Genomic DNA, 19,897 nt, shown 5'->3' on the forward strand with positions numbered 1-19,897 from the left:
TTGAAAGAAAAACAATTTTGGAATCGTATCTTAGAATTTGCTCAAGAAAGACTGACTCGATCCATGTATGATTTCTATGCTATTCAAGCTGAACTCATCAAGGTAGAGGAAAATGTTGCCACTATATTTTTACCACGATCTGAAATGGAAATGGTCTGGGAAAAACAACTAAAAGATATCATTGTAGTAGCTGGTTTTGAGATTTATGATGCTGAGATAACTCCCCAATATATTTTCATCAAACCTCAAGATACTACTGTCTCACAAGTTGAAGAAGCTCCAAATTCAACTCTTTATGACTATAGTCCAAAGTTAGCATCTATTCCTTATTCGGATACTGGATTAAAAGAAAAGTATACCTTTGATAATTTTATCCAAGGGGATGGGAATGTTTGGGCAGTATCAGCCGCCTTGGCTGTCTCTGAAGATTTGGCCTTGACCTATAATCCTCTTTTTATCTATGGAGGACCTGGGCTTGGTAAGACTCACTTACTCAATGCCATTGGGAATGAGATTTTGAAAAATATTCCTGATGCGCGTGTGAAGTACATCCCTGCTGAAAGCTTTATCAACGACTTTCTTGAACACCTGAGACTGGGTGAAATGGAAAAATTCAAAAAAACTTACCGTAGCCTTGATCTATTGTTAATTGATGATATCCAATCGCTGAGTGGAAAAAAAGTTGCAACTCAAGAAGAGTTTTTCAATACCTTCAATGTTCTCCATAGCAATCAAAAACAAATTGTTCTGACTAGTGATCGTAGCCCTAAACACTTAGAGGGACTTGAGGAAAGACTTGTCACGCGCTTTAGCTGGGGATTGACGCAAAACATCACACCACCTGACTTTGAGACACGTATTGCCATTTTACAAAGTAAAACAGAGCATTTAGACTACCATTTCCAAAGTGATACCCTAGAATACCTAGCTGGTCAATTTGATTCAAACGTCCGAGAACTTGAAGGAGCAATCAACGACATCACTTTAATTGCCCGAGTGAAGAAGATTAAAGATATCACAATCGATATCGCTGCAGAGGCTATTCGAGCACGTAAACAAGATGTTAACCAAATGCTCGTCATCCCAATTGATAAAATCCAAAATGAAGTCGGTAATTTTTATGGTGTCAGTGTCAAAGAAATGAAGGGAAGCAGACGCCTTCAAAATATTGTGTTAGCCCGTCAAGTAGCCATGTATTTATCTAGAGAACTAACAGATAATAGTCTTCCAAAAATTGGGAAGGAATTTGGGGGAAAAGATCATACAACAGTCATTCATGCCCATGCTAAAATTAAATCTTTGATTGATGAAGATGATAATTTACGCTTAGAAATTGAATCCATCAAAAAGAAAATCAAATAACTTGTGGATAACTTTTACTTTATTATCTTTTTTATCCACATTTTTTAAACAATCAAAAAAACTTGATATTACTTGTTTAAAGTCTGTTTTCCACAGATTTCACAGACTCTATTATTACTATTATCCTTCTAATACTAAAAATAAATAAAGGAGAATCCATGATTCATTTTTCAATTAATAAAAATTTATTTCTACAAGCATTGAATACAACTAAGAGAGCTATTAGTTCTAAAAATGCTATTCCTATTTTATCAACCGTAAAAATTGACGTAACCAATGAAGGTGTTACTTTAATTGGTTCAAATGGTCAAATTTCAATTGAAAATTTTATTTCTCAAAAAAATGAAGATGCTGGTTTGTTAATTACTTCTTTAGGTTCGATCCTTCTTGAAGCTTCTTTCTTCATCAATGTGGTATCTAGTCTACCTGATGTGACTCTTGATTTTAAAGAAATTGAACAAAATCAAATTGTTTTAACTAGCGGCAAATCAGAAATTACCCTAAAAGGAAAAGATAGCGAGCAATATCCACGAATCCAAGAAATTTCAGCAAGCACTCCTTTGGTTCTTGAAACAAAATTACTCAAGAAAATTATCAATGAAACAGCTTTTGCTGCAAGTACACAAGAAAGTCGTCCAATTTTAACAGGTGTTCATTTTGTATTGAGCCAACACAAAGAGTTAAAAACAGTTGCAACAGACTCTCATCGTCTAAGCCAGAAAAAATTAACGCTTGAAAAAAATAGTGATGATTTTGATGTCGTGATTCCTAGCCGTTCTCTACGCGAATTTTCAGCAGTATTTACAGACGATATTGAAACTGTAGAGATTTTCTTTGCCAACAATCAAATCCTCTTTAGAAGCGAAAATATTAGCTTCTATACTCGTTTGTTAGAAGGTAACTATCCTGATACAGATCGTTTGATTCCAACAGACTTTAACACTACTATTACTTTTGATGTTGTAAACTTACGCCAGTCAATGGAACGTGCTCGTCTTTTATCAAGTGCTACTCAAAATGGTACTGTAAAACTTGAAATAAAAGATGGGGTTGTTAGCGCTCATGTTCACTCTCCAGAAGTTGGTAAAGTAAACGAAGAAATCGATACTGATCAAGTTACTGGTGAAGATTTGACCATTAGTTTCAATCCAACTTATTTGATTGATTCCCTTAAGGCTTTAAATAGCGAAAAGGTGACCATTAGCTTTATCTCAGCCGTTCGTCCATTTACTCTTGTGCCAGCAGACACTGATGAGGACTTCATGCAGCTCATTACACCAGTTCGTACAAATTAAGTGAAAGAGGTTGAGCCTAGCTCGCCTCTTTTATGATATAATCGAAAAAGAAAAGGAGAGTAGTATGTATCAAGTTGGAAATTTTGTTGAAATGAAAAAACCACATGCTTGCACCATCAAGTCAACAGGAAAAAAAGCTAATCGTTGGGAAATTACACGTGTAGGAGCAGATATAAAAATCAAATGTAGCAATTGTGACCATGTTGTCATGATGGGGCGCTATGATTTTGATCGAAAAATGAATAAAATTATTGACTGAGAACCCTTAGTTAGAGGGTTAGCACTTTATCCCTTTTTGTGTTATAATATTAGGGATTGAAATGAAAACGGAGAATGAGAAAATATGGCTTTAACAGCAGGTATCGTTGGTTTGCCAAACGTTGGTAAATCAACACTATTTAATGCAATTACAAAAGCAGGAGCAGAGGCAGCAAACTACCCATTTGCGACGATTGATCCAAACGTTGGAATGGTAGAAGTTCCAGATGAACGCCTCCAAAAATTGACGGAAATGATTACTCCTAAAAAGACAGTTCCAACAACATTTGAGTTTACAGATATCGCAGGGATTGTAAAAGGTGCATCAAAAGGAGAAGGGCTAGGGAATAAATTCTTGGCCAATATCCGTGAAGTAGATGCGATTGTTCATGTAGTTCGTGCTTTTGATGATGAAAATGTCATGCGCGAGCAAGGACGTGAAGATGCTTTTGTGGATCCCCTGGCAGATATTGATACTATTAACCTAGAGTTGATTCTTGCTGACTTAGAATCAGTTAACAAACGATATGCGCGTGTAGAAAAGATGGCACGTACGCAAAAAGATAAAGAATCAGTAGCAGAGTTTAATGTTCTTCAAAAGATTAAACCTGTTCTTGAAGATGGAAAATCAGCTCGAACTATTGAATTTACAGATGAAGAACAAAAAGTTGTCAAAGGTCTCTTCCTTTTGACCACTAAACCAGTTCTTTATGTTGCTAATGTGGATGAAGATGTGGTTTCAGAACCTGACTCTATCGACTATGTTAAACAAATTCGTGAATTTGCAGCGACAGAAAATGCTGAAGTAGTCGTTATTTCTGCGCGTGCTGAGGAAGAAATTTCTGAGTTAGACGATGAAGATAAGCAAGAGTTTCTTGAAGCACTTGGGTTGACAGAATCAGGCGTTGACAAGTTGACTCGTGCAGCTTACCACTTGCTTGGACTGGGAACTTACTTCACAGCTGGTGAAAAAGAAGTTCGCGCTTGGACCTTCAAACGTGGTATGAAGGCTCCTCAAGCAGCTGGTATTATCCACTCAGACTTTGAAAAAGGATTTATTCGTGCAGTAACCATGTCATATGAGGATCTAGTGAAATACGGATCTGAAAAGTCTGTAAAAGAAGCTGGACGCTTGCGTGAAGAAGGAAAAGAATATATCGTTCAAGATGGCGATATCATGGAATTCCGCTTTAATGTCTAAAAAATTAATGAATAGTGTCAATTAGGTTGGAAAAAAATTCCAACCCTTTTGGCTTTTGAAAGGAAAAATAAATGACCAAATTACTTGTAGGCTTGGGCAATCCAGGGGATAAATATTTTGAAACAAAACACAATGTTGGTTTTATGTTGATTGACCAATTAGCTAAAAAACAAAATATCACTTTTACACACGATAAGATATTTCAAGCTGATCTAGCATCTTTTTTTCTTAATGGCGAAAAAATTTATCTTGTCAAACCAACGACCTTTATGAATGAAAGCGGGAAAGCTGTTCATGCTTTATTGACTTACTATGGTTTGGATATTGAAGATTTACTCATTATTTATGATGATCTTGACATGGAAGTTGGAAAGATTCGTTTAAGATCAAAGGGCTCCGCAGGTGGTCATAATGGTATCAAGTCTATTATTCAACATATAGGGACCCAGGTCTTTAATCGTGTTAAGATTGGAATCGGAAGACCTAAAAATGGTATGTCAGTTGTTCACCATGTTTTGAGTAAGTTTGACAAGGATGATTATATCGGTATTTTACAGTCTATTGACAAGGTTGACGATGCTGTAAACTATTATTTACAAGAGAAAAACTTTGAGAAAACAATGCAGAGGTATAACGGATAAATGGTGACCTTATTAGATTTATTCTCAGAAAATAATCAGATTAAAAAATGGAATCAAAGTTTAACAGATAAGAAAAGACAACTAATACTTGGCTTATCAACATCTACTAAGGCTCTTGCAATTGCAAGCAGTTTAGAAAAAGAAGATAAGATTGTGTTATTAACGTCAACTTATGGAGAAGCAGAAGGACTTGTTAGTGATCTTCTATCTATCTTGGGTGAGGAACTTGTCTATCCATTTTTGGTAGATGACTCCCCCATGGTCGAGTTCTTGATGTCTTCACAAGAAAAAATCATTTCACGGGTCGAAGCCTTGCGTTTTTTGACTGATCCATCTAAGAAAGGGATTTTGGTTTGTAATATTGCAACAAGTCGATTGATTTTACCGTCTCCAAATGTATTCAAAGATAGTATTGTAAAAATCTCAGTTGGTGAAGAATATGACCAACATGCGCTTATCCATCAGTTAAAGGAAATAGGCTATCGAAAAGTTACACAAGTACAAACTCAAGGAGAATTTAGTCTGCGAGGAGATATTTTAGATATTTTTGAAATATCCCAGTTAGAACCTTTCCGAATTGAGTTTTTTGGTGATGAAGTCGATGGTATTAGGTCATTTGAAGTCGAAACACAATTATCGAAAGAAAATCAGACAGAACTCACCATCTTTCCAGCTAGTGATATGCTTTTGAGAGAAAAGGATTATCAACGAGGTCAGTCAGCTTTAGAAAAACAAATTTCAAAAACGTTATCACCTATTTTAAAATCATACTTAGAAGAAATTCTTTCAAGTTTTCATCAAAAACAAATTTATTTAGATTCTAGGAAGTTTTTATCTTTGTGTTATGACAAGACATGGACTGTTTTTGACTATATTGAAAAAGATACCCCAGTATTCTTTGATGATTATCAGAAATTGATGAATCAGTATGAAGTCTTTGAAAGGGAGTTAGCACAATACTTTACAGAAGAATTACAGAACAGTAAAGCATTTTCTGAGATGCAGTATTTTGCAGATACAGAGCAAATCTATAAAAAACAGAGTCCGGTTACCTTTTTCTCTAACCTGCAAAAGGGGTTAGGAAATCTCAAGTTTGATCAAATTTATCAATTTAATCAATATCCCATGCAAGAGTTTTTCAATCAATTTTCTTTTCTAAAAGAAGAAATTGATCGATACAAAAAAATGAATTACACTATTATTCTTCAGTCTAGCAATTCAATGGGAAGTAAAACATTGGAGGATGTTTTAGAGGAATATCAGATTAAATTGGATTCCAGAGATAAGTCAAGTATTTGTAAAGAATCTGTAAACTTAATCGAGGGTAATCTCAGACATGGTTTTCATTTTGTTGATGAAAAGGTTTTATTGATAACTGAACATGAGATTTTTAAAAAGAAATTGAAACGTCGTTTTCGAAGACAACATGTTTCAAACGCAGAGAGATTAAAAGATTACAATGAACTTGAAAAAGGAGATTATGTTGTTCACCATATCCATGGGATTGGTCAATATCTAGGAATTGAAACAATTGAAATCAAGGGAATTCACCGCGATTATGTAAGTGTCCAGTATCAAAATGGGGATCAAATCTCTATCCCAGTGGAACAGATTCATCTACTGTCCAAATATGTTTCAAGTGATGGGAAAGCTCCAAAACTCAATAAATTAAATGACGGTCATTTTAAAAAGGCCAAGCAAAAAGTAAAGAACCAGGTAGAGGATATAGCTGACGATTTAATCAAACTTTATTCTGAGCGTAGTCAGTTGAAGGGTTTTGCTTTCTCAGCTGATGATAAGGATCAACATGCTTTTGATGATGCCTTCCCTTATGTTGAAACGGATGATCAACTTCGTAGTGTTGAAGAAATCAAGAGAGATATGCAGGCTTCTCAACCAATGGATCGACTTTTAGTTGGGGATGTTGGTTTTGGAAAGACTGAAGTTGCTATGCGTGCAGCCTTTAAGGCAGTCAATGATCACAAACAGGTTGTCGTTCTAGTTCCGACGACGGTTTTAGCGCAACAGCACTATACGAATTTTAAGGAACGATTCCAAAATTTTGCAGTTAATATTGATGTGTTGAGTCGCTTTAGAAGTAAAAAAGAGCAGACTGAAACACTTGAAAAATTGAAAAAGGGTCAAGTTGATATTTTGATTGGAACACATCGTGTTTTGTCAAAAGATGTTGTATTTGCTGATTTGGGCTTGATGATTATTGATGAGGAACAGCGATTTGGTGTCAAGCATAAGGAAACCTTGAAAGAATTGAAAAAACAAGTAGATGTCCTGACTTTGACAGCAACGCCAATTCCTCGTACCCTTCACATGTCTATGCTGGGAATCAGAGATTTGTCTGTTATTGAAACTCCGCCGACTAATCGCTATCCTGTGCAAACCTATGTTTTGGAAAAGAATGATAGTGTCATTCGTGATGCGGTCTTGCGTGAAATGGAGCGTGGAGGTCAAGTTTACTATCTTTACAATAAAGTTGACACGATTGATCAGAAGGTTTCAGAATTACAGGAATTGATTCCAGAGGCTTCGATTGGTTTTGTTCATGGGCAAATGAGTGAGATTCAGTTAGAAAATACTCTACTGGATTTCATTGAAGGTCAGTATGATATTTTAGTGACGACTACCATTATTGAGACAGGGGTGGACATTCCAAATGCTAATACTTTATTTATTGAGAATGCGGACCATATGGGCTTGTCAACCTTGTATCAGTTAAGAGGAAGAGTAGGTCGTAGTAATCGTATTGCTTATGCCTATCTCATGTATCGTCCAGAAAAATCAATCAGTGAAGTCTCCGAGAAGAGATTAGAAGCGATCAAAGGATTTACAGAATTGGGCTCTGGATTTAAGATTGCAATGCGAGATCTTTCGATTCGCGGAGCAGGAAATCTTTTAGGAAAATCCCAGTCTGGTTTCATTGATTCTGTTGGTTTTGAATTGTATTCGCAGTTATTGGAGGAAGCTATTGCTAAACGACATGGTAATGTGAACACAAGAACCAAAGGGAATTCTGAGTTGATTTTACAAATTGATGCCTATCTTCCTGATACTTATATTTCTGATCAACGACATAAGATTGAAATTTACAAGAAAATTCGTCAAATTGACAACCGTGTCAATTATGAGGAGTTACAAGAAGAGCTGATGGACCGTTTTGGAGAATACCCAGATGTGGTTGCTTATCTTTTAGAAATTGGTTTGGTCAAGTCATATTTGGATAAGGTATTTGTAGAACGTGTGGAAAGAAAAGACAATAAGATTACAGTTCAATTTGAAAAAATCACTCAGCGACTGTTCTTGGCTCAAGATTATTTCAAAGCTTTATCCGCAACGAACTTAAAAGCAGCCATAGCTGAGAATAAGGGATTAATGGAAGTTGTATTTGATGTTCGAAACAAGAAGGACTATGAAATTTTAGAAGGTCTGCTGATTTTTGGAGAAAGTTTATTAGAGATAAAAGTGTCGAAAGAAGGCAATTCCCTTTAACATTTTTCTTCTATAAAGTAGATAAAAATGATACAATAATAATTTGAGGTAATAAAAATGAGATTAGACAAATATTTAAAAGTATCAAGAATTATCAAGCGTCGTACAGTCGCAAAAGAAGTAGCAGATAAAGGCAGAATCAAGGTAAATGGAATCTTGGCCAAAAGTTCAACGGATTTGAAAGTTAATGATCAAGTTGAAATTCGCTTTGGCAATAAGTTGCTACTTGTAAAAGTACTGGAGATGAAAGATAGTACAAAAAAAGAAGATGCAGCAGGCATGTATGAAATTATCAGTGAAACACGGGTAGAAGAAAATGTCTAAAAATATCGTACAATTGAATAATTCTTTTATTCAAAATGAACATCAACGTCGTCGCTATCTGATGAAGGAACGACAAAAACGTAATCGTTTCATGGGGTGGGTTCTTATTTTGATGATTTTATTGTTCATTTTACCAACTTATAATCTTGCTCAAAGTTATCACCAATTACTCCAAAGACGTCAACAGTTATCAGACTTGCAAACTCAGTATCAAACCTTGAGTGAGGAAAAGGAGAAAGAGACAGCTTTTGCTACAAAGTTGAAAGATGAAGATTACGCTACTAAATACATGCGTGCAAAATATTATTATTCTAAGAATCGGGAAGCTGTTTATACGATTCCTGACTTGCTTCCAAGGTGATGAAATGGAAAATTTATTAGACGTAATTGAGCAATTTTTGAGTCTATCGGATGAAAAGCTGGAAGAGTTGGCTGATAAAAATCAATTATTGCGTTTACAAGAAGAAAAGGAAAGGAAGAATGCGTAAATTCTTAATTATTTTGTTGTTACCGAGTTTTTTGACCATTTCAAAAGTCGTTAGCACAGAAAAAGAAGTAGTCTATACTTCAAAAGAAATTTATTACCTTTCACAATCTGACTTTGGTATTTATTTTAGAGAAAAATTAAGTTCTCCCATGGTTTATGGAGAGGTTCCTGTTTATGCGAATGAAGATTTAGTAGTGGAATCTGGAAAATTGACTCCCCAAACAAGTTTTCAAATAACCGAGTGGCGTTTAAATAAACAAGGAATTCCAGTATTTAAGTTATCCAATCATCAATTTATTGCTGCAGACAAACGATTTTTATATGATCAGTCAGAGGTAACTCCAACAATAAAAAAAGTATGGTTAGAATCTGATTTTAAACTGTATAACAGTCCTTATGATTTAAAAGAAGTGAAATCATCCTTATCAGCTTATTCGCAAGTTTCAATTGATAAGACCATGTTTGTAGAAGGGAAAGAATTTCTACATATTGATCAAGTTGGATGGATAGATAAGGAATTAACTTCTGAAGAAGATAATCGGATGAATAAAGTGCAAGAAATATTATCTGAAAAATATCAGAAAGCTTCTTTCTCTATTTATGTTAAGCAACTGACTACTGGAAAAGAAGCTGGTATCAATCAAGATGAAAAGATGTATGCAGCTAGCATTTTAAAATTACCTTATCTCTACTATACGCAAGAAAAAATAAATGAGGGTCTTTATCAGTTAGACACGACTGTAAAATACGTATCAGCAGTCAATGATTTTCCAGGTTCTTATAAACCAGAGGGAAGTGGTAGTCTCCCTAAAAAAGAGGATAATAAAGAGTATTCTATAAAGGACTTAATCACAAAAGTATCAAAAGAATCTGATAATGTAGCTCATAATTTATTGGGATATTACATTTCAAACCAATCTGATGCCACATTTAAATCCAAGATGTCTGCTATTATGGGAGATGATTGGGATTTAAAAGAAAAATTGATTTCTTCTAAAATGGCTGGGAAAGTTATGGAAGCTATTTATAATCAAAATGGATTTGTGCTAGAGTCTTTGACTAAAACAGATTTTGATAATGAGCGAATTGCCAAAGGTGTATCTGTTAAAGTAGCTCATAAAATTGGAGATGCAGACGAATTTAAGCATGATACAGGTGTTGTCTATGCAGATTCTCCATTTATTCTTTCTATTTTCACTAAAAATTCTGATTATAATACGATTTCTAAGATAGCCAAGGATGTTTATGAGGTTCTAAAATGAGGGAACAAGATTTTTTAAATCATTTTCTCAAGAAGGGATATTTCAAAAAGCATACTAAGGTGGTGCTAGCTCTTTCTGGTGGATTAGATTCTATGTTTCTATTTAAGGTATTGTCTACCTATAACAAAGAGTTAGAAATTGAATTGATTCTAGCTCATGTGAATCATAAGCAGAGAGTAGAATCAGATTGGGAAGAACAGGAATTAAGGAAGTTAGCTGCTGAAGCAGAGCTTCCTATTTATATCAGCAATTTTTCAGGAGAATTTTCTGAAGCGCGTGCTCGAAATTTTCGTTATGATTTTTTTCAAGAGGTTATGAAAAAGACAGGTGCGACAGCCTTAGTCACTGCTCACCATGCTGATGACCAGGTGGAAACGATTTTGATGCGTTTGATTCGAGGCACTCGTTTGCGCTATCTATCAGGAATTAAGGAGAAGCAAGTAGTCGGAGAGATAGAAATCATTCGGCCCTTCTTGTATTTTCAGAAAAAAGACTTTCCACCAATTTTCCACTTTGAAGATATATCAAATCAGGAAAATCATTATTTTCGCAATCGTATTCGAAACTCATACTTACCAGAATTAGAAAAAGAAAATCCTCGATTTAGAAATGCAATCTTAAGCATCGGTAATGAAATTTTAGATTATGACTTAGCTATAGCTGAATTATCAAAGAATATTGATGTAGAAAATTTAGATCAGCTATTATCTTACTCTGAGTCGACACAAAGAGTTTTACTTCAAACTTATCTGAATCGTTTTCCAGATTTGAATCTTACAAAAGCTCAGTTTGAAGAAGTTAGACAAATTTTAAAAACTAAAAGCCAGTATCGTCATCTGCTTAAAAATGGTTATGAATTAGTAAAAGAGTATCAACAGTTTCGGATTTGTAAAATCAGTCCTCAGTCTGATGAAAAGGAAGATGAACTTGTGTTACACTATCAAAATCAGGTATCTTATCAAGGATATTTATTTTCCTTTGGACTTCCTTTAGAAGGTGAATTAATTCAGCAGGTACCTGTTTCACGCGAAACATCAATACACATTCGTCATCGAAAAATAGGAGATTGTTTGATTCAAAATGGATATAGAAAAAAACTCAGACGTCTATTTATTGATTTGAAAATCCCTATGGAAAAGCGAAAATCAGCTCTGATTATTGAGCAATTTGGTGAAATTGTCTCAATTTTGGGAATTGCGACCAGTAATTTGAGTAAAAACACGAAAAATGATATAATGAACACTGTACTTTATATAGAAAAAATAGATAGGTAAAAAAATGTTAGAAAACGATATTAAAAAAATTCTCGTTTCACACGATGAAATTACAGAAGCTGCTAAAAAATTAGGTGCCCAACTAACTAAAGACTATGCAGGAAAAAATCCGATTTTAATTGGGATTTTAAAAGGATCTATCCCTTTTATGGCTGAATTGGTTAAACATATTGATACACATATTGAAATGGACTTTATGATGGTTTCTAGCTATCATGGTGGAACAGCAAGTAGTGGTGTCATTAATATCAAGCAAGATGTAACTCAAGATATCAAAGGAAGACATGTTCTATTTGTAGAGGATATCATTGATACAGGACAAACTTTGAAGAATTTGCGAGATATGTTTATTGAAAGAGAAGCTGCTTCTGTTAACATTGCAACCTTGTTGGATAAACCAGAAGGACGTGTTGTAGAAATTGAGGCAGACTATACTTGCTTTACTATTCCCAATGAGTTTGTAGTAGGTTATGGTTTAGACTACAAAGAAAATTATCGTAACCTTCCTTATGTTGGAGTATTGAAAGAAGAAGTATATTCAAATTAGAAAGAACAATTTTTAATGAAAAAACAAAATAATGGTTTAATTAAAAATCCTTTTCTATGGTTATTACTTATTTTTTTCCTAGTTACAAGTTACCAGTATTTTAGTACAGGTAGTGTTGCAGGGAAAAGTGAGCAAATTAATTATACAGAATTGGTAAAAGAAATTACCGATGACAATGTAAAAGAATTGACTTACCAACCAAATGGCAGTGTTATCGAAGTTTCAGGTGTTTATAAAAATCCTAAAACAAGTAAAGAAGAAACAGGCATTCAGTTCTTTTCTCCATCTGCTACAACAGTAGAGAAATTTTCAAGCATCATTCTTCCTTCAGATACGACGGTATCAGAATTACAAAAGCTTGCTTCTGACCATAAAGCGGAAGTAACTGTTAAGCATGAAAGTTCAAGTGGTATGTGGATTAATATTCTTGTATCCATTGTGCCATTCGGTATTCTTTTCTTCTTCCTATTCTCTATGATGGGAAATATGGGAGGAAATAATAGCCGTAACCCGATGAGTTTTGGACGTAGTAAGGCTAAAGCTGCAAATAAAGAAGATATTAAAGTAAGATTTTCAGATGTTGCTGGAGCTGAAGAAGAAAAACAAGAACTAGTTGAAGTTGTTGAATTTTTAAAAGATCCAAAACGGTTTACAAAACTTGGAGCGCGTATTCCAGCAGGTGTCCTTCTAGAGGGACCTCCAGGAACAGGTAAAACTTTGCTTGCTAAGGCAGTAGCCGGAGAAGCAGGTGTTCCATTCTTTAGTATTTCAGGTTCTGACTTTGTAGAAATGTTTGTCGGAGTTGGAGCTAGTCGTGTTCGTTCTCTTTTTGAAGATGCCAAAAAAGCAGCACCGGCTATTATCTTTATCGATGAAATTGATGCTGTTGGACGTCAACGTGGAGTTGGTCTTGGCGGAGGAAATGACGAACGTGAACAAACCTTGAACCAACTCTTGATTGAGATGGACGGTTTTGAGGGAAATGAAGGGATTATCGTTATCGCTGCGACAAACCGTTCAGATGTACTTGATCCTGCCCTTTTGCGTCCAGGACGTTTTGATAGAAAAGTATTGGTTGGCCGTCCTGATGTTAAAGGTCGCGAAGCAATCTTGAAAGTTCATGCTAAGAACAAGCCTTTAGCAGAAGATGTTGATTTGAAATTAGTTGCCCAACAAACTCCAGGTTTTGTTGGTGCTGATTTAGAGAATGTATTGAATGAGGCGGCTCTAGTTGCTGCTCGTCGAAATAAATCGATAATTGATGCTTCAGATATTGATGAAGCAGAAGATAGAGTTATTGCTGGTCCTTCTAAGAAAGATAAGACAGTTTCACAAAAAGAACGTGAATTGGTTGCCTACCATGAGGCTGGACATACTATTGTTGGTTTAGTCTTGTCGAATGCCCGCGTTGTCCATAAGGTTACAATTGTACCACGTGGCCGTGCAGGTGGTTACATGATTGCACTTCCTAAGGAAGATCAAATGCTTCTATCTAAAGAAGATATGAAAGAGCAATTGGCTGGTTTAATGGGTGGCCGTGTAGCTGAAGAAATTATCTTTAATGTCCAAACTACAGGAGCTTCAAACGACTTTGAACAAGCGACACAAATGGCGCGTGCAATGGTTACAGAGTACGGTATGAGTGAAAAACTTGGCCCAGTACAATATGAAGGAAACCATGCTATGTTTGGTGCACAGAGTCCTCAAAAATCAATTTCAGAACAAACAGCTTATGAAATTGACGAAGAGGTTCGCTCATTATTAAATGAAGCACGAAATAAAGCTGCTGAAATCATCCAATCAAATCGTGAAACTCACAAGTTGATTGCAGAAGCATTATTGAAATACGAAACATTGGATAGTACACAAATTAAAGCTCTTTATGAAACAGGAAAGATGCCTGAAACAGTCGAAGAGGAATCACATGCACTATCCTATGATGAAGTAAAGTCAAAAATGAATGATGAAAAATAACCCTGAGAGAGGCAAGACCTCTCTTTTTTGTGCAGTTGAGGCGTTAAATGGAAGAGAATAGGTGAAATGGCACCGATTAGCTTCATTATTTGTTAGACTGTATCTAGAAAGGGGAACGTTATGTTTAAAGAATTGTATAAAGAAGTTCAAGGCATTGTATATAAGTGTAGAAATGAATATTACCTTCATTTATGGGAGCTATCGGATTGGGACCAAGAGGGAATGATTTGCTTGCATGAATTGATCAGTAGAGAAGAAGAGCTAGTAGAAGATCTTCCTCGTTTACGTAAATACTTCAAAACTAAATTCCGTAATCGAATTTTAGACTATATCCGTAAACAAGAAAGCCAGAAGCGTAGATATGATAAAGAACCTTATGAAGAAGTAGGTGAGATCAGTCATCGTATCAGTGAGGAAGGTCTGTGGCTAGATGATTATTATCTCTTTCATGAGACACTAAGAAATTATAGAAACAAACAAAGTAAAGACAAACAAGAAGAGTTAGAACGCGTCTTAAGAAATGAACGTTTCCGAGGGCGTCAAAGAGTATTAAGAGACTTACGTATTGTGTTTAAGGAGTTTGATATCCGAACTCATTAGGAAGTCATACAAAAAACATAAAAAGTTTAAAAAAGTTGTTGACAAAGTTAGAAAAGTCTGTATAATAGTAAGAGTTGAAAACAACTCAGGTCCGTTGGTCAAGGGGTTAAGACACCGCCTTTTCACGGCGGTAACACGGGTTCGAATCCCGTACGGACTATGGTATGTTGCGGTTGAGGCACTTGATGAAAAAAGATTAAAAAAGTTTCAAAAAAGTGTTGACAAGCGAAAGCGACTGTGATATACTAATATAGTTGTCACTTGAGAGAAGCAAGTGACAAAGACCTTTGAAAACTGAACAAGACGAACCAATGTGCAGGGCACTACAACTAAGGTTGTAGTACTGAACAATGAAAAAAACAATAAATCTGTCAGTGACAGAAATGAGTGAGAACTCAAACTTTTAATGAGAGTTTGATCCTGGCTCAGGACGAACGCTGGCGGCGTGCCTAATACATGCAAGTAGAACGCTGAAGGAGGAGCTTGCTTCTCCGGATGAGTTGCGAACGGGTGAGTAACGCGTAGGTAACCTGCCTGGTAGCGGGGGATAACTATTGGAAACGATAGCTAATACCGCATAAGAGTAGATGTTGCATGACATTTGCTTAAAAGGTGCAATTGCATCACTACCAGATGGACCTGCGTTGTATTAGCTAGTTGGTGGGGTAACGGCTCACCAAGGCGACGATACATAGCCGACCTGAGAGGGTGATCGGCCACACTGGGACTGAGACACGGCCCAGACTCCTACGGGAGGCAGCAGTAGGGAATCTTCGGCAATGGACGGAAGTCTGACCGAGCAACGCCGCGTGAGTGAAGAAGGTTTTCGGATCGTAAAGCTCTGTTGTAAGAGAAGAACGAGTGTGAGAGTGGAAAGTTCACACTGTGACGGTATCTTACCAGAAAGGGACGGCTAACTACGTGCCAGCAGCCGCGGTAATACGTAGGTCCCGAGCGTTGTCCGGATTTATTGGGCGTAAAGCGAGCGCAGGCGGTTAGATAAGTCTGAAGTTAAAGGCTGTGGCTTAACCATAGTACGCTTTGGAAACTGTTTAACTTGAGTGCAAGAGGGGAGAGTGGAATTCCATGTGTAGCGGTGAAATGCGTAGATATATGGAGGAACACCGGTGGCGAAAGCGGCTCTCTGGCTTGTAACTGACGCTGAGGCTCGAAAGCGTGGGGAGCAAACAGGATTAGATACCCTGGTAGTCCACGCCGTAAACGATGAGTGCTAGGTGTTAGACCCTTTCCGGGGTTTAGTGCCGTAGCTAACGCATTAAGCACTCCGCCTGGGGAGTACGACCGCAAGGTTGAAACTCAAAGGAATTGACGGGGGCCCGCACAAGCGGTGGAGCATGTGGTTTAATTCGAAGCAACGCGAAGAACCTTACCAGGTCTTGACATCCCTCTGACCGCTCTAGAGATAGAGCTTTCCTTCGGGACAGAGGTGACAGGTGGTGCATGGTTGTCGTCAGCTCGTGTCGTGAGATGTTGGGTTAAGTCCCGCAACGAGCGCAACCCCTATTGTTAGTTGCCATCATTCAGTTGGGCACTCTAGCGAGACTGCCGGTAATAAACCGGAGGAAGGTGGGGATGACGTCAAATCATCATGCCCCTTATGACCTGGGCTACACACGTGCTACAATGGCTGGTACAACGAGTCGCAAGCCGGTGACGGCAAGCTAATCTCTTAAAGCCAGTCTCAGTTCGGATTGTAGGCTGCAACTCGCCTACATGAAGTCGGAATCGCTAGTAATCGCGGATCAGCACGCCGCGGTGAATACGTTCCCGGGCCTTGTACACACCGCCCGTCACACCACGAGAGTTTGTAACACCCGAAGTCGGTGAGGTAACCGTAAGGAGCCAGCCGCCTAAGGTGGGATAGATGATTGGGGTGAAGTCGTAACAAGGTAGCCGTATCGGAAGGTGCGGCTGGATCACCTCCTTTCTAAGGATAAGGAATTGCGCATTGGTCTTGTTTAGTCTTGAGAGGTCTTGTGGGGCCTTAGCTCAGCTGGGAGAGCGCCTGCTTTGCACGCAGGAGGTCAGCGGTTCGATCCCGCTAGGCTCCATTGGTGAGAGATCACCAAGTAATGCACATTGAAAATTGAATATCTATATCAAATAGTAACAAGAAAATAAACCGAAAACGCTGTAGTATTAATAAGAGTTTATGACTGAAAGGTCAGAAAATAAGGTTAAGTTAATAAGGGCGCACGGTGGATGCCTTGGCACTAGGAGCCGAAGAAGGACGTGACAAACGACGATATGCCTTGGGTAGCTGTAAGTAAGCGATGATCCAGGGATTTCCGAATGGGGGAACCCAACAGGTACTACCTGTTACCCGCATCTGTTAAGGATGTGAGGAGGAAGACGCAGTGAACTGAAACATCTAAGTAGCTGCAGGAAGAGAAAGCAAAAGCGATTGCCTTAGTAGCGGCGAGCGAAACGGCAGAAGGGCAAACCGAAGAGTTTACTCTTCGGGGTTGTAGGACTGCAATGTGGACTCAAAGATTATAGAAGAATGATTTGGGAAGATCAGCCAAAGAGAGTAATAGCCTCGTATTTAAAATAGTCTTTGTACCTAGCAGTATCCTGAGTACGGCGGGACACGTGAAATCCCGTCGGAATCTGGGAGGACCATCTCCCAACCCTAAATACTCCCTAGTGACCGATAGTGAACCAGTACCGTGAGGGAAAGGTGAAAAGCACCCCGGGAGGGGAGTGAAATAGAACCTGAAACCGTGTGCCTACAACAAGTTCGAGCCCGTTAATGGGTGAGAGCGTGCCTTTTGTAGAATGAACCGGCGAGTTACGTTATGATGCGAGGTTAAGTTGAAGAGACGGAGCCGTAGGGAAACCGAGTCTGAATAGGGCGCCTTAGTATCATGACGTAGACCCGAAACCATGTGACCTACCCATGAGCAGGTTGAAGGTGCGGTAAGACGCACTGGAGGACCGAACCAGGGCACGTTGAAAAGTGCTTGGATGACTTGTGGGTAGCGGAGAAATTCCAAACGAACTTGGAGATAGCTGGTTCTCTCCGAAATAGCTTTAGGGCTAGCGTCGACATTAGAGATTCTTGGAGGTAGAGCACTGTTTGGGTGAGGGGTCCATCCCGGATTACCAATCTCAGATAAACTCCGAATGCCAATGAATTATGGTCGGCAGTCAGACTGCGAGTGCTAAGATCCGTAGTCGAAAGGGAAACAGCCCAGACCACCAGCTAAGGTCCCAAAATAATTGTTAAGTGGAAAAGGATGTGGGGTTGCACAGACAACTAGGATGTTAGCTTAGAAGCAGCTATTCATTCAAAGAGTGCGTAATAGCTCACTAGTCGAGTGACCCTGCGCCGAAAATGTACCGGGGCTAAAACAATTTACCGAAGCTGTGGATACCTTTATAGGTATGGTAGGAGAGCGTTCTATGTGTGATGAAGGTGTACCGTGAGGAGCGCTGGAACGCATAGAAGTGAGAATGCCGGTATGAGTAGCGAAAGACAGGTGAGAATCCTGTCCACCGTAAGACTAAGGTTTCCAGGGGAAGGCTCGTCCGCCCTGGGTTAGTCGGGACCTAAGGAGAGACCGAAAGGTGTATCCGATGGAAAACAGGTTGATATTCCTGTACTAGAGTATGTAGTGATGGAGGGACGCAGTAGGCTAACTAAAGCAGACGATTGGAAGAGTCTGTCTAAGCAGTGAGGTGTGATATGAGTCAAATGCTTATATCTATAACATTGAGCTGTGATGGGGAGCGAAGTTTAGTAGCGAAGTTAGTGACGTCACACTGCCAAGAAAAGCTTCTAGCGTTTAAACATACTCTACCCGTACCGCAAACCGACACAGGTAGTCGAGGCGAGTAGCCTCAGGTGAGCGAGAGAACTCTCGTTAAGGAACTCGGCAAAATGACCCCGTAACTTCGGGAGAAGGGGTGCTGACTTTACGTCAGCCGCAGTGAATAGGCCCAAGCAACTGTTTATCAAAAACACAGCTCTCTGCTAAATCGTAAGATGATGTATAGGGGGTGACGCCTGCCCGGTGCTGGAAGGTTAAGAGGAGTGCTTAGCGTAAGCGAAGGTATGAATTGAAGCCCCAGTAAACGGCGGCCGTAACTATAACGGTCCTAAGGTAGCGAAATTCCTTGTCGGGTAAGTTCCGACCCGCACGAAAGGCGTAATGATTTGGGCACTGTCTCAACGAGAGACTCGGTGAAATTTTAGTACCTGTGAAGATGCAGGTTACCCGCGACAGGACGGAAAGACCCCATGGAGCTTTACTGCAGTTTGATATTGAGTGTCTGTACCACATGTACAGGATAGGTAGGAGTCTATGAGATCGGGACGCCAGTTTCGAAGGAGACGTTGTTGGGATACTACCCTTGTGTTATGGCCACTCTAACCCGGATAGGTGATCCCTATCGGAGACAGTGTCTGACGGGCAGTTTGACTGGGGCGGTCGCCTCCTAAAAGGTAACGGAGGCGCCCAAAGGTTCCCTCAGAATGGTTGGAAATCATTCGCAGAGTGTAAAGGTATAAGGGAGCTTGACTGCGAGAGCTACAACTCGAGCAGGGACGAAAGTCGGGCTTAGTGATCCGGTGGTTCCGTATGGAAGGGCCATCGCTCAACGGATAAAAGCTACCCTGGGGATAACAGGCTTATCTCCCCCAAGAGTTCACATCGACGGGGAGGTTTGGCACCTCGATGTCGGCTCGTCGCATCCTGGGGCTGTAGTCGGTCCCAAGGGTTGGGCTGTTCGCCCATTAAAGCGGCACGCGAGCTGGGTTCAGAACGTCGTGAGACAGTTCGGTCCCTATCCGTCGCGGGCGTAGGAAATTTGAGAGGATCTGCTCCTAGTACGAGAGGACCAGAGTGGACTTACCGCTGGTGTACCAGTTGTCTTGCCAAAGGCATCGCTGGGTAGCTATGTAGGGAAGGGATAAACGCTGAAAGCATCTAAGTGTGAAACCCACCTCAAGATGAGATTTCCCATGATTTTATATCAGTAAGAGCCCTGAGAGATGATCAGGTAGATAGGTTAGAAGTGGAAGTGTGGCGACACATGTAGCGGACTAATACTAATAGCTCGAGGACTTATCCAAAGTAACTGAGAATATGAAAGCGAACGGTTTTCTTAGTTTGAATAGATATTCAATTTTGAGTAGGTATTAC

Annotated in this window: 14 protein-coding genes, 2 tRNA genes and 2 rRNA genes; all 18 read left to right on the forward strand. The window is 38.9% G+C overall.

Going from position 1 to position 19,897, the window contains the following annotated elements:
- The 18 genes from dnaA (at position 1) to KB197_RS00090 (ending at position 19,827) form a co-directional block, all read left to right on the forward strand.
- Positions 1 to 1,362, forward strand: coding sequence for a chromosomal replication initiator protein DnaA (dnaA, locus tag KB197_RS00005; RefSeq protein ID WP_064276842.1), 1,362 nt, complete (start codon positions 1 to 3; stop codon positions 1,360 to 1,362).
- Positions 1,363 to 1,520: 158 nt separating this feature from the next.
- Positions 1,521 to 2,657 carry a DNA polymerase III subunit beta gene (dnaN, locus tag KB197_RS00010; RefSeq protein WP_000581173.1) on the forward strand — a complete coding sequence of 379 codons (1,137 nt, stop codon included), beginning with the start codon at positions 1,521 to 1,523 and terminating at the stop codon, positions 2,655 to 2,657.
- A gap of 64 nt (positions 2,658 to 2,721) precedes the next feature.
- Positions 2,722 to 2,916 (forward strand): DUF951 domain-containing protein, encoded by a 195-nt coding sequence (locus KB197_RS00015; protein ID WP_000285186.1) that lies wholly within the window; start codon positions 2,722 to 2,724, stop codon positions 2,914 to 2,916.
- Between the two features lie 84 nt (positions 2,917 to 3,000).
- Positions 3,001 to 4,116 carry a redox-regulated ATPase YchF gene (gene ychF, locus KB197_RS00020; protein ID WP_064276843.1) on the forward strand — a complete coding sequence of 372 codons (1,116 nt, stop codon included), beginning with the start codon at positions 3,001 to 3,003 and terminating at the stop codon, positions 4,114 to 4,116.
- Between the two features lie 71 nt (positions 4,117 to 4,187).
- The gene (gene pth / locus KB197_RS00025) at positions 4,188 to 4,757 is read left to right on the forward strand and encodes an aminoacyl-tRNA hydrolase (RefSeq protein ID WP_064276844.1); all 570 of its coding nucleotides are present in this window, start codon (positions 4,188 to 4,190) and stop codon (positions 4,755 to 4,757) included.
- Positions 4,758 to 8,261, forward strand: a complete 3,504-nt coding sequence (gene mfd / locus KB197_RS00030; RefSeq protein WP_064276845.1) for a transcription-repair coupling factor — start codon at positions 4,758 to 4,760, stop codon at positions 8,259 to 8,261.
- Positions 8,262 to 8,318: 57 nt separating this feature from the next.
- Positions 8,319 to 8,585, forward strand: coding sequence for an RNA-binding S4 domain-containing protein (locus KB197_RS00035; protein WP_001234978.1), 267 nt, complete (start codon positions 8,319 to 8,321; stop codon positions 8,583 to 8,585).
- Positions 8,578 to 8,946: a septum formation initiator family protein gene (locus KB197_RS00040; protein WP_212573911.1), complete on the forward strand. Its 369-nt coding sequence runs from the start codon at positions 8,578 to 8,580 to the stop codon at positions 8,944 to 8,946. Before KB197_RS00035 ends, KB197_RS00040 begins: the two co-directional genes overlap by 8 nt.
- A 4-nt stretch (positions 8,947 to 8,950) precedes the next feature.
- Complete coding sequence (locus tag KB197_RS00045; RefSeq protein WP_000429334.1) at positions 8,951 to 9,073, forward strand: SP_0009 family protein; 123 nt, start codon at positions 8,951 to 8,953, stop codon at positions 9,071 to 9,073.
- Positions 9,066 to 10,334, forward strand: a complete 1,269-nt coding sequence (locus KB197_RS00050) for a serine hydrolase (protein WP_212573910.1) — start codon at positions 9,066 to 9,068, stop codon at positions 10,332 to 10,334. Before KB197_RS00045 ends, KB197_RS00050 begins: the two co-directional genes overlap by 8 nt.
- The gene (tilS, locus tag KB197_RS00055; protein ID WP_212573909.1) at positions 10,331 to 11,608 is read left to right on the forward strand and encodes a tRNA lysidine(34) synthetase TilS; all 1,278 of its coding nucleotides are present in this window, start codon (positions 10,331 to 10,333) and stop codon (positions 11,606 to 11,608) included. The genes KB197_RS00050 and tilS overlap by 4 nt, the downstream gene beginning before the upstream one ends.
- 4 nt (positions 11,609 to 11,612) lie before the next feature.
- Positions 11,613 to 12,155 carry a hypoxanthine phosphoribosyltransferase gene (gene hpt / locus KB197_RS00060; protein ID WP_000892170.1) on the forward strand — a complete coding sequence of 181 codons (543 nt, stop codon included), beginning with the start codon at positions 11,613 to 11,615 and terminating at the stop codon, positions 12,153 to 12,155.
- Between the two features lie 15 nt (positions 12,156 to 12,170).
- Complete coding sequence (gene ftsH / locus KB197_RS00065; RefSeq protein ID WP_004269827.1) at positions 12,171 to 14,129, forward strand: ATP-dependent zinc metalloprotease FtsH; 1,959 nt, start codon at positions 12,171 to 12,173, stop codon at positions 14,127 to 14,129.
- Positions 14,130 to 14,249: 120 nt separating this feature from the next.
- A complete protein-coding gene (locus KB197_RS00070; RefSeq protein ID WP_064275844.1) occupies positions 14,250 to 14,729 on the forward strand; it encodes a sigma-70 family RNA polymerase sigma factor in 480 nt (159 codons plus the stop codon).
- A gap of 88 nt (positions 14,730 to 14,817) precedes the next feature.
- Positions 14,818 to 14,889 (forward strand) — tRNA-Glu (locus KB197_RS00075).
- A 242-nt stretch (positions 14,890 to 15,131) separates the two neighbouring features.
- Positions 15,132 to 16,677 (forward strand): 16S ribosomal RNA (locus tag KB197_RS00080).
- Positions 16,678 to 16,728: 51 nt separating this feature from the next.
- Positions 16,729 to 16,801 (forward strand) — tRNA-Ala (locus KB197_RS00085).
- A gap of 124 nt (positions 16,802 to 16,925) precedes the next feature.
- Positions 16,926 to 19,827 (forward strand): 23S ribosomal RNA (locus KB197_RS00090).
- Together the 16S and 23S rRNA genes with 2 tRNA genes alongside form the textbook arrangement of a ribosomal RNA operon.
- Positions 19,828 to 19,897 lie beyond the last annotated feature (70 nt).

It is taken from the genome of Streptococcus sp. 11-4097 (assembly GCF_018215285.2).
In the GTDB taxonomy this organism is placed as follows: Bacteria; Bacillota; Bacilli; order Lactobacillales; family Streptococcaceae; genus Streptococcus.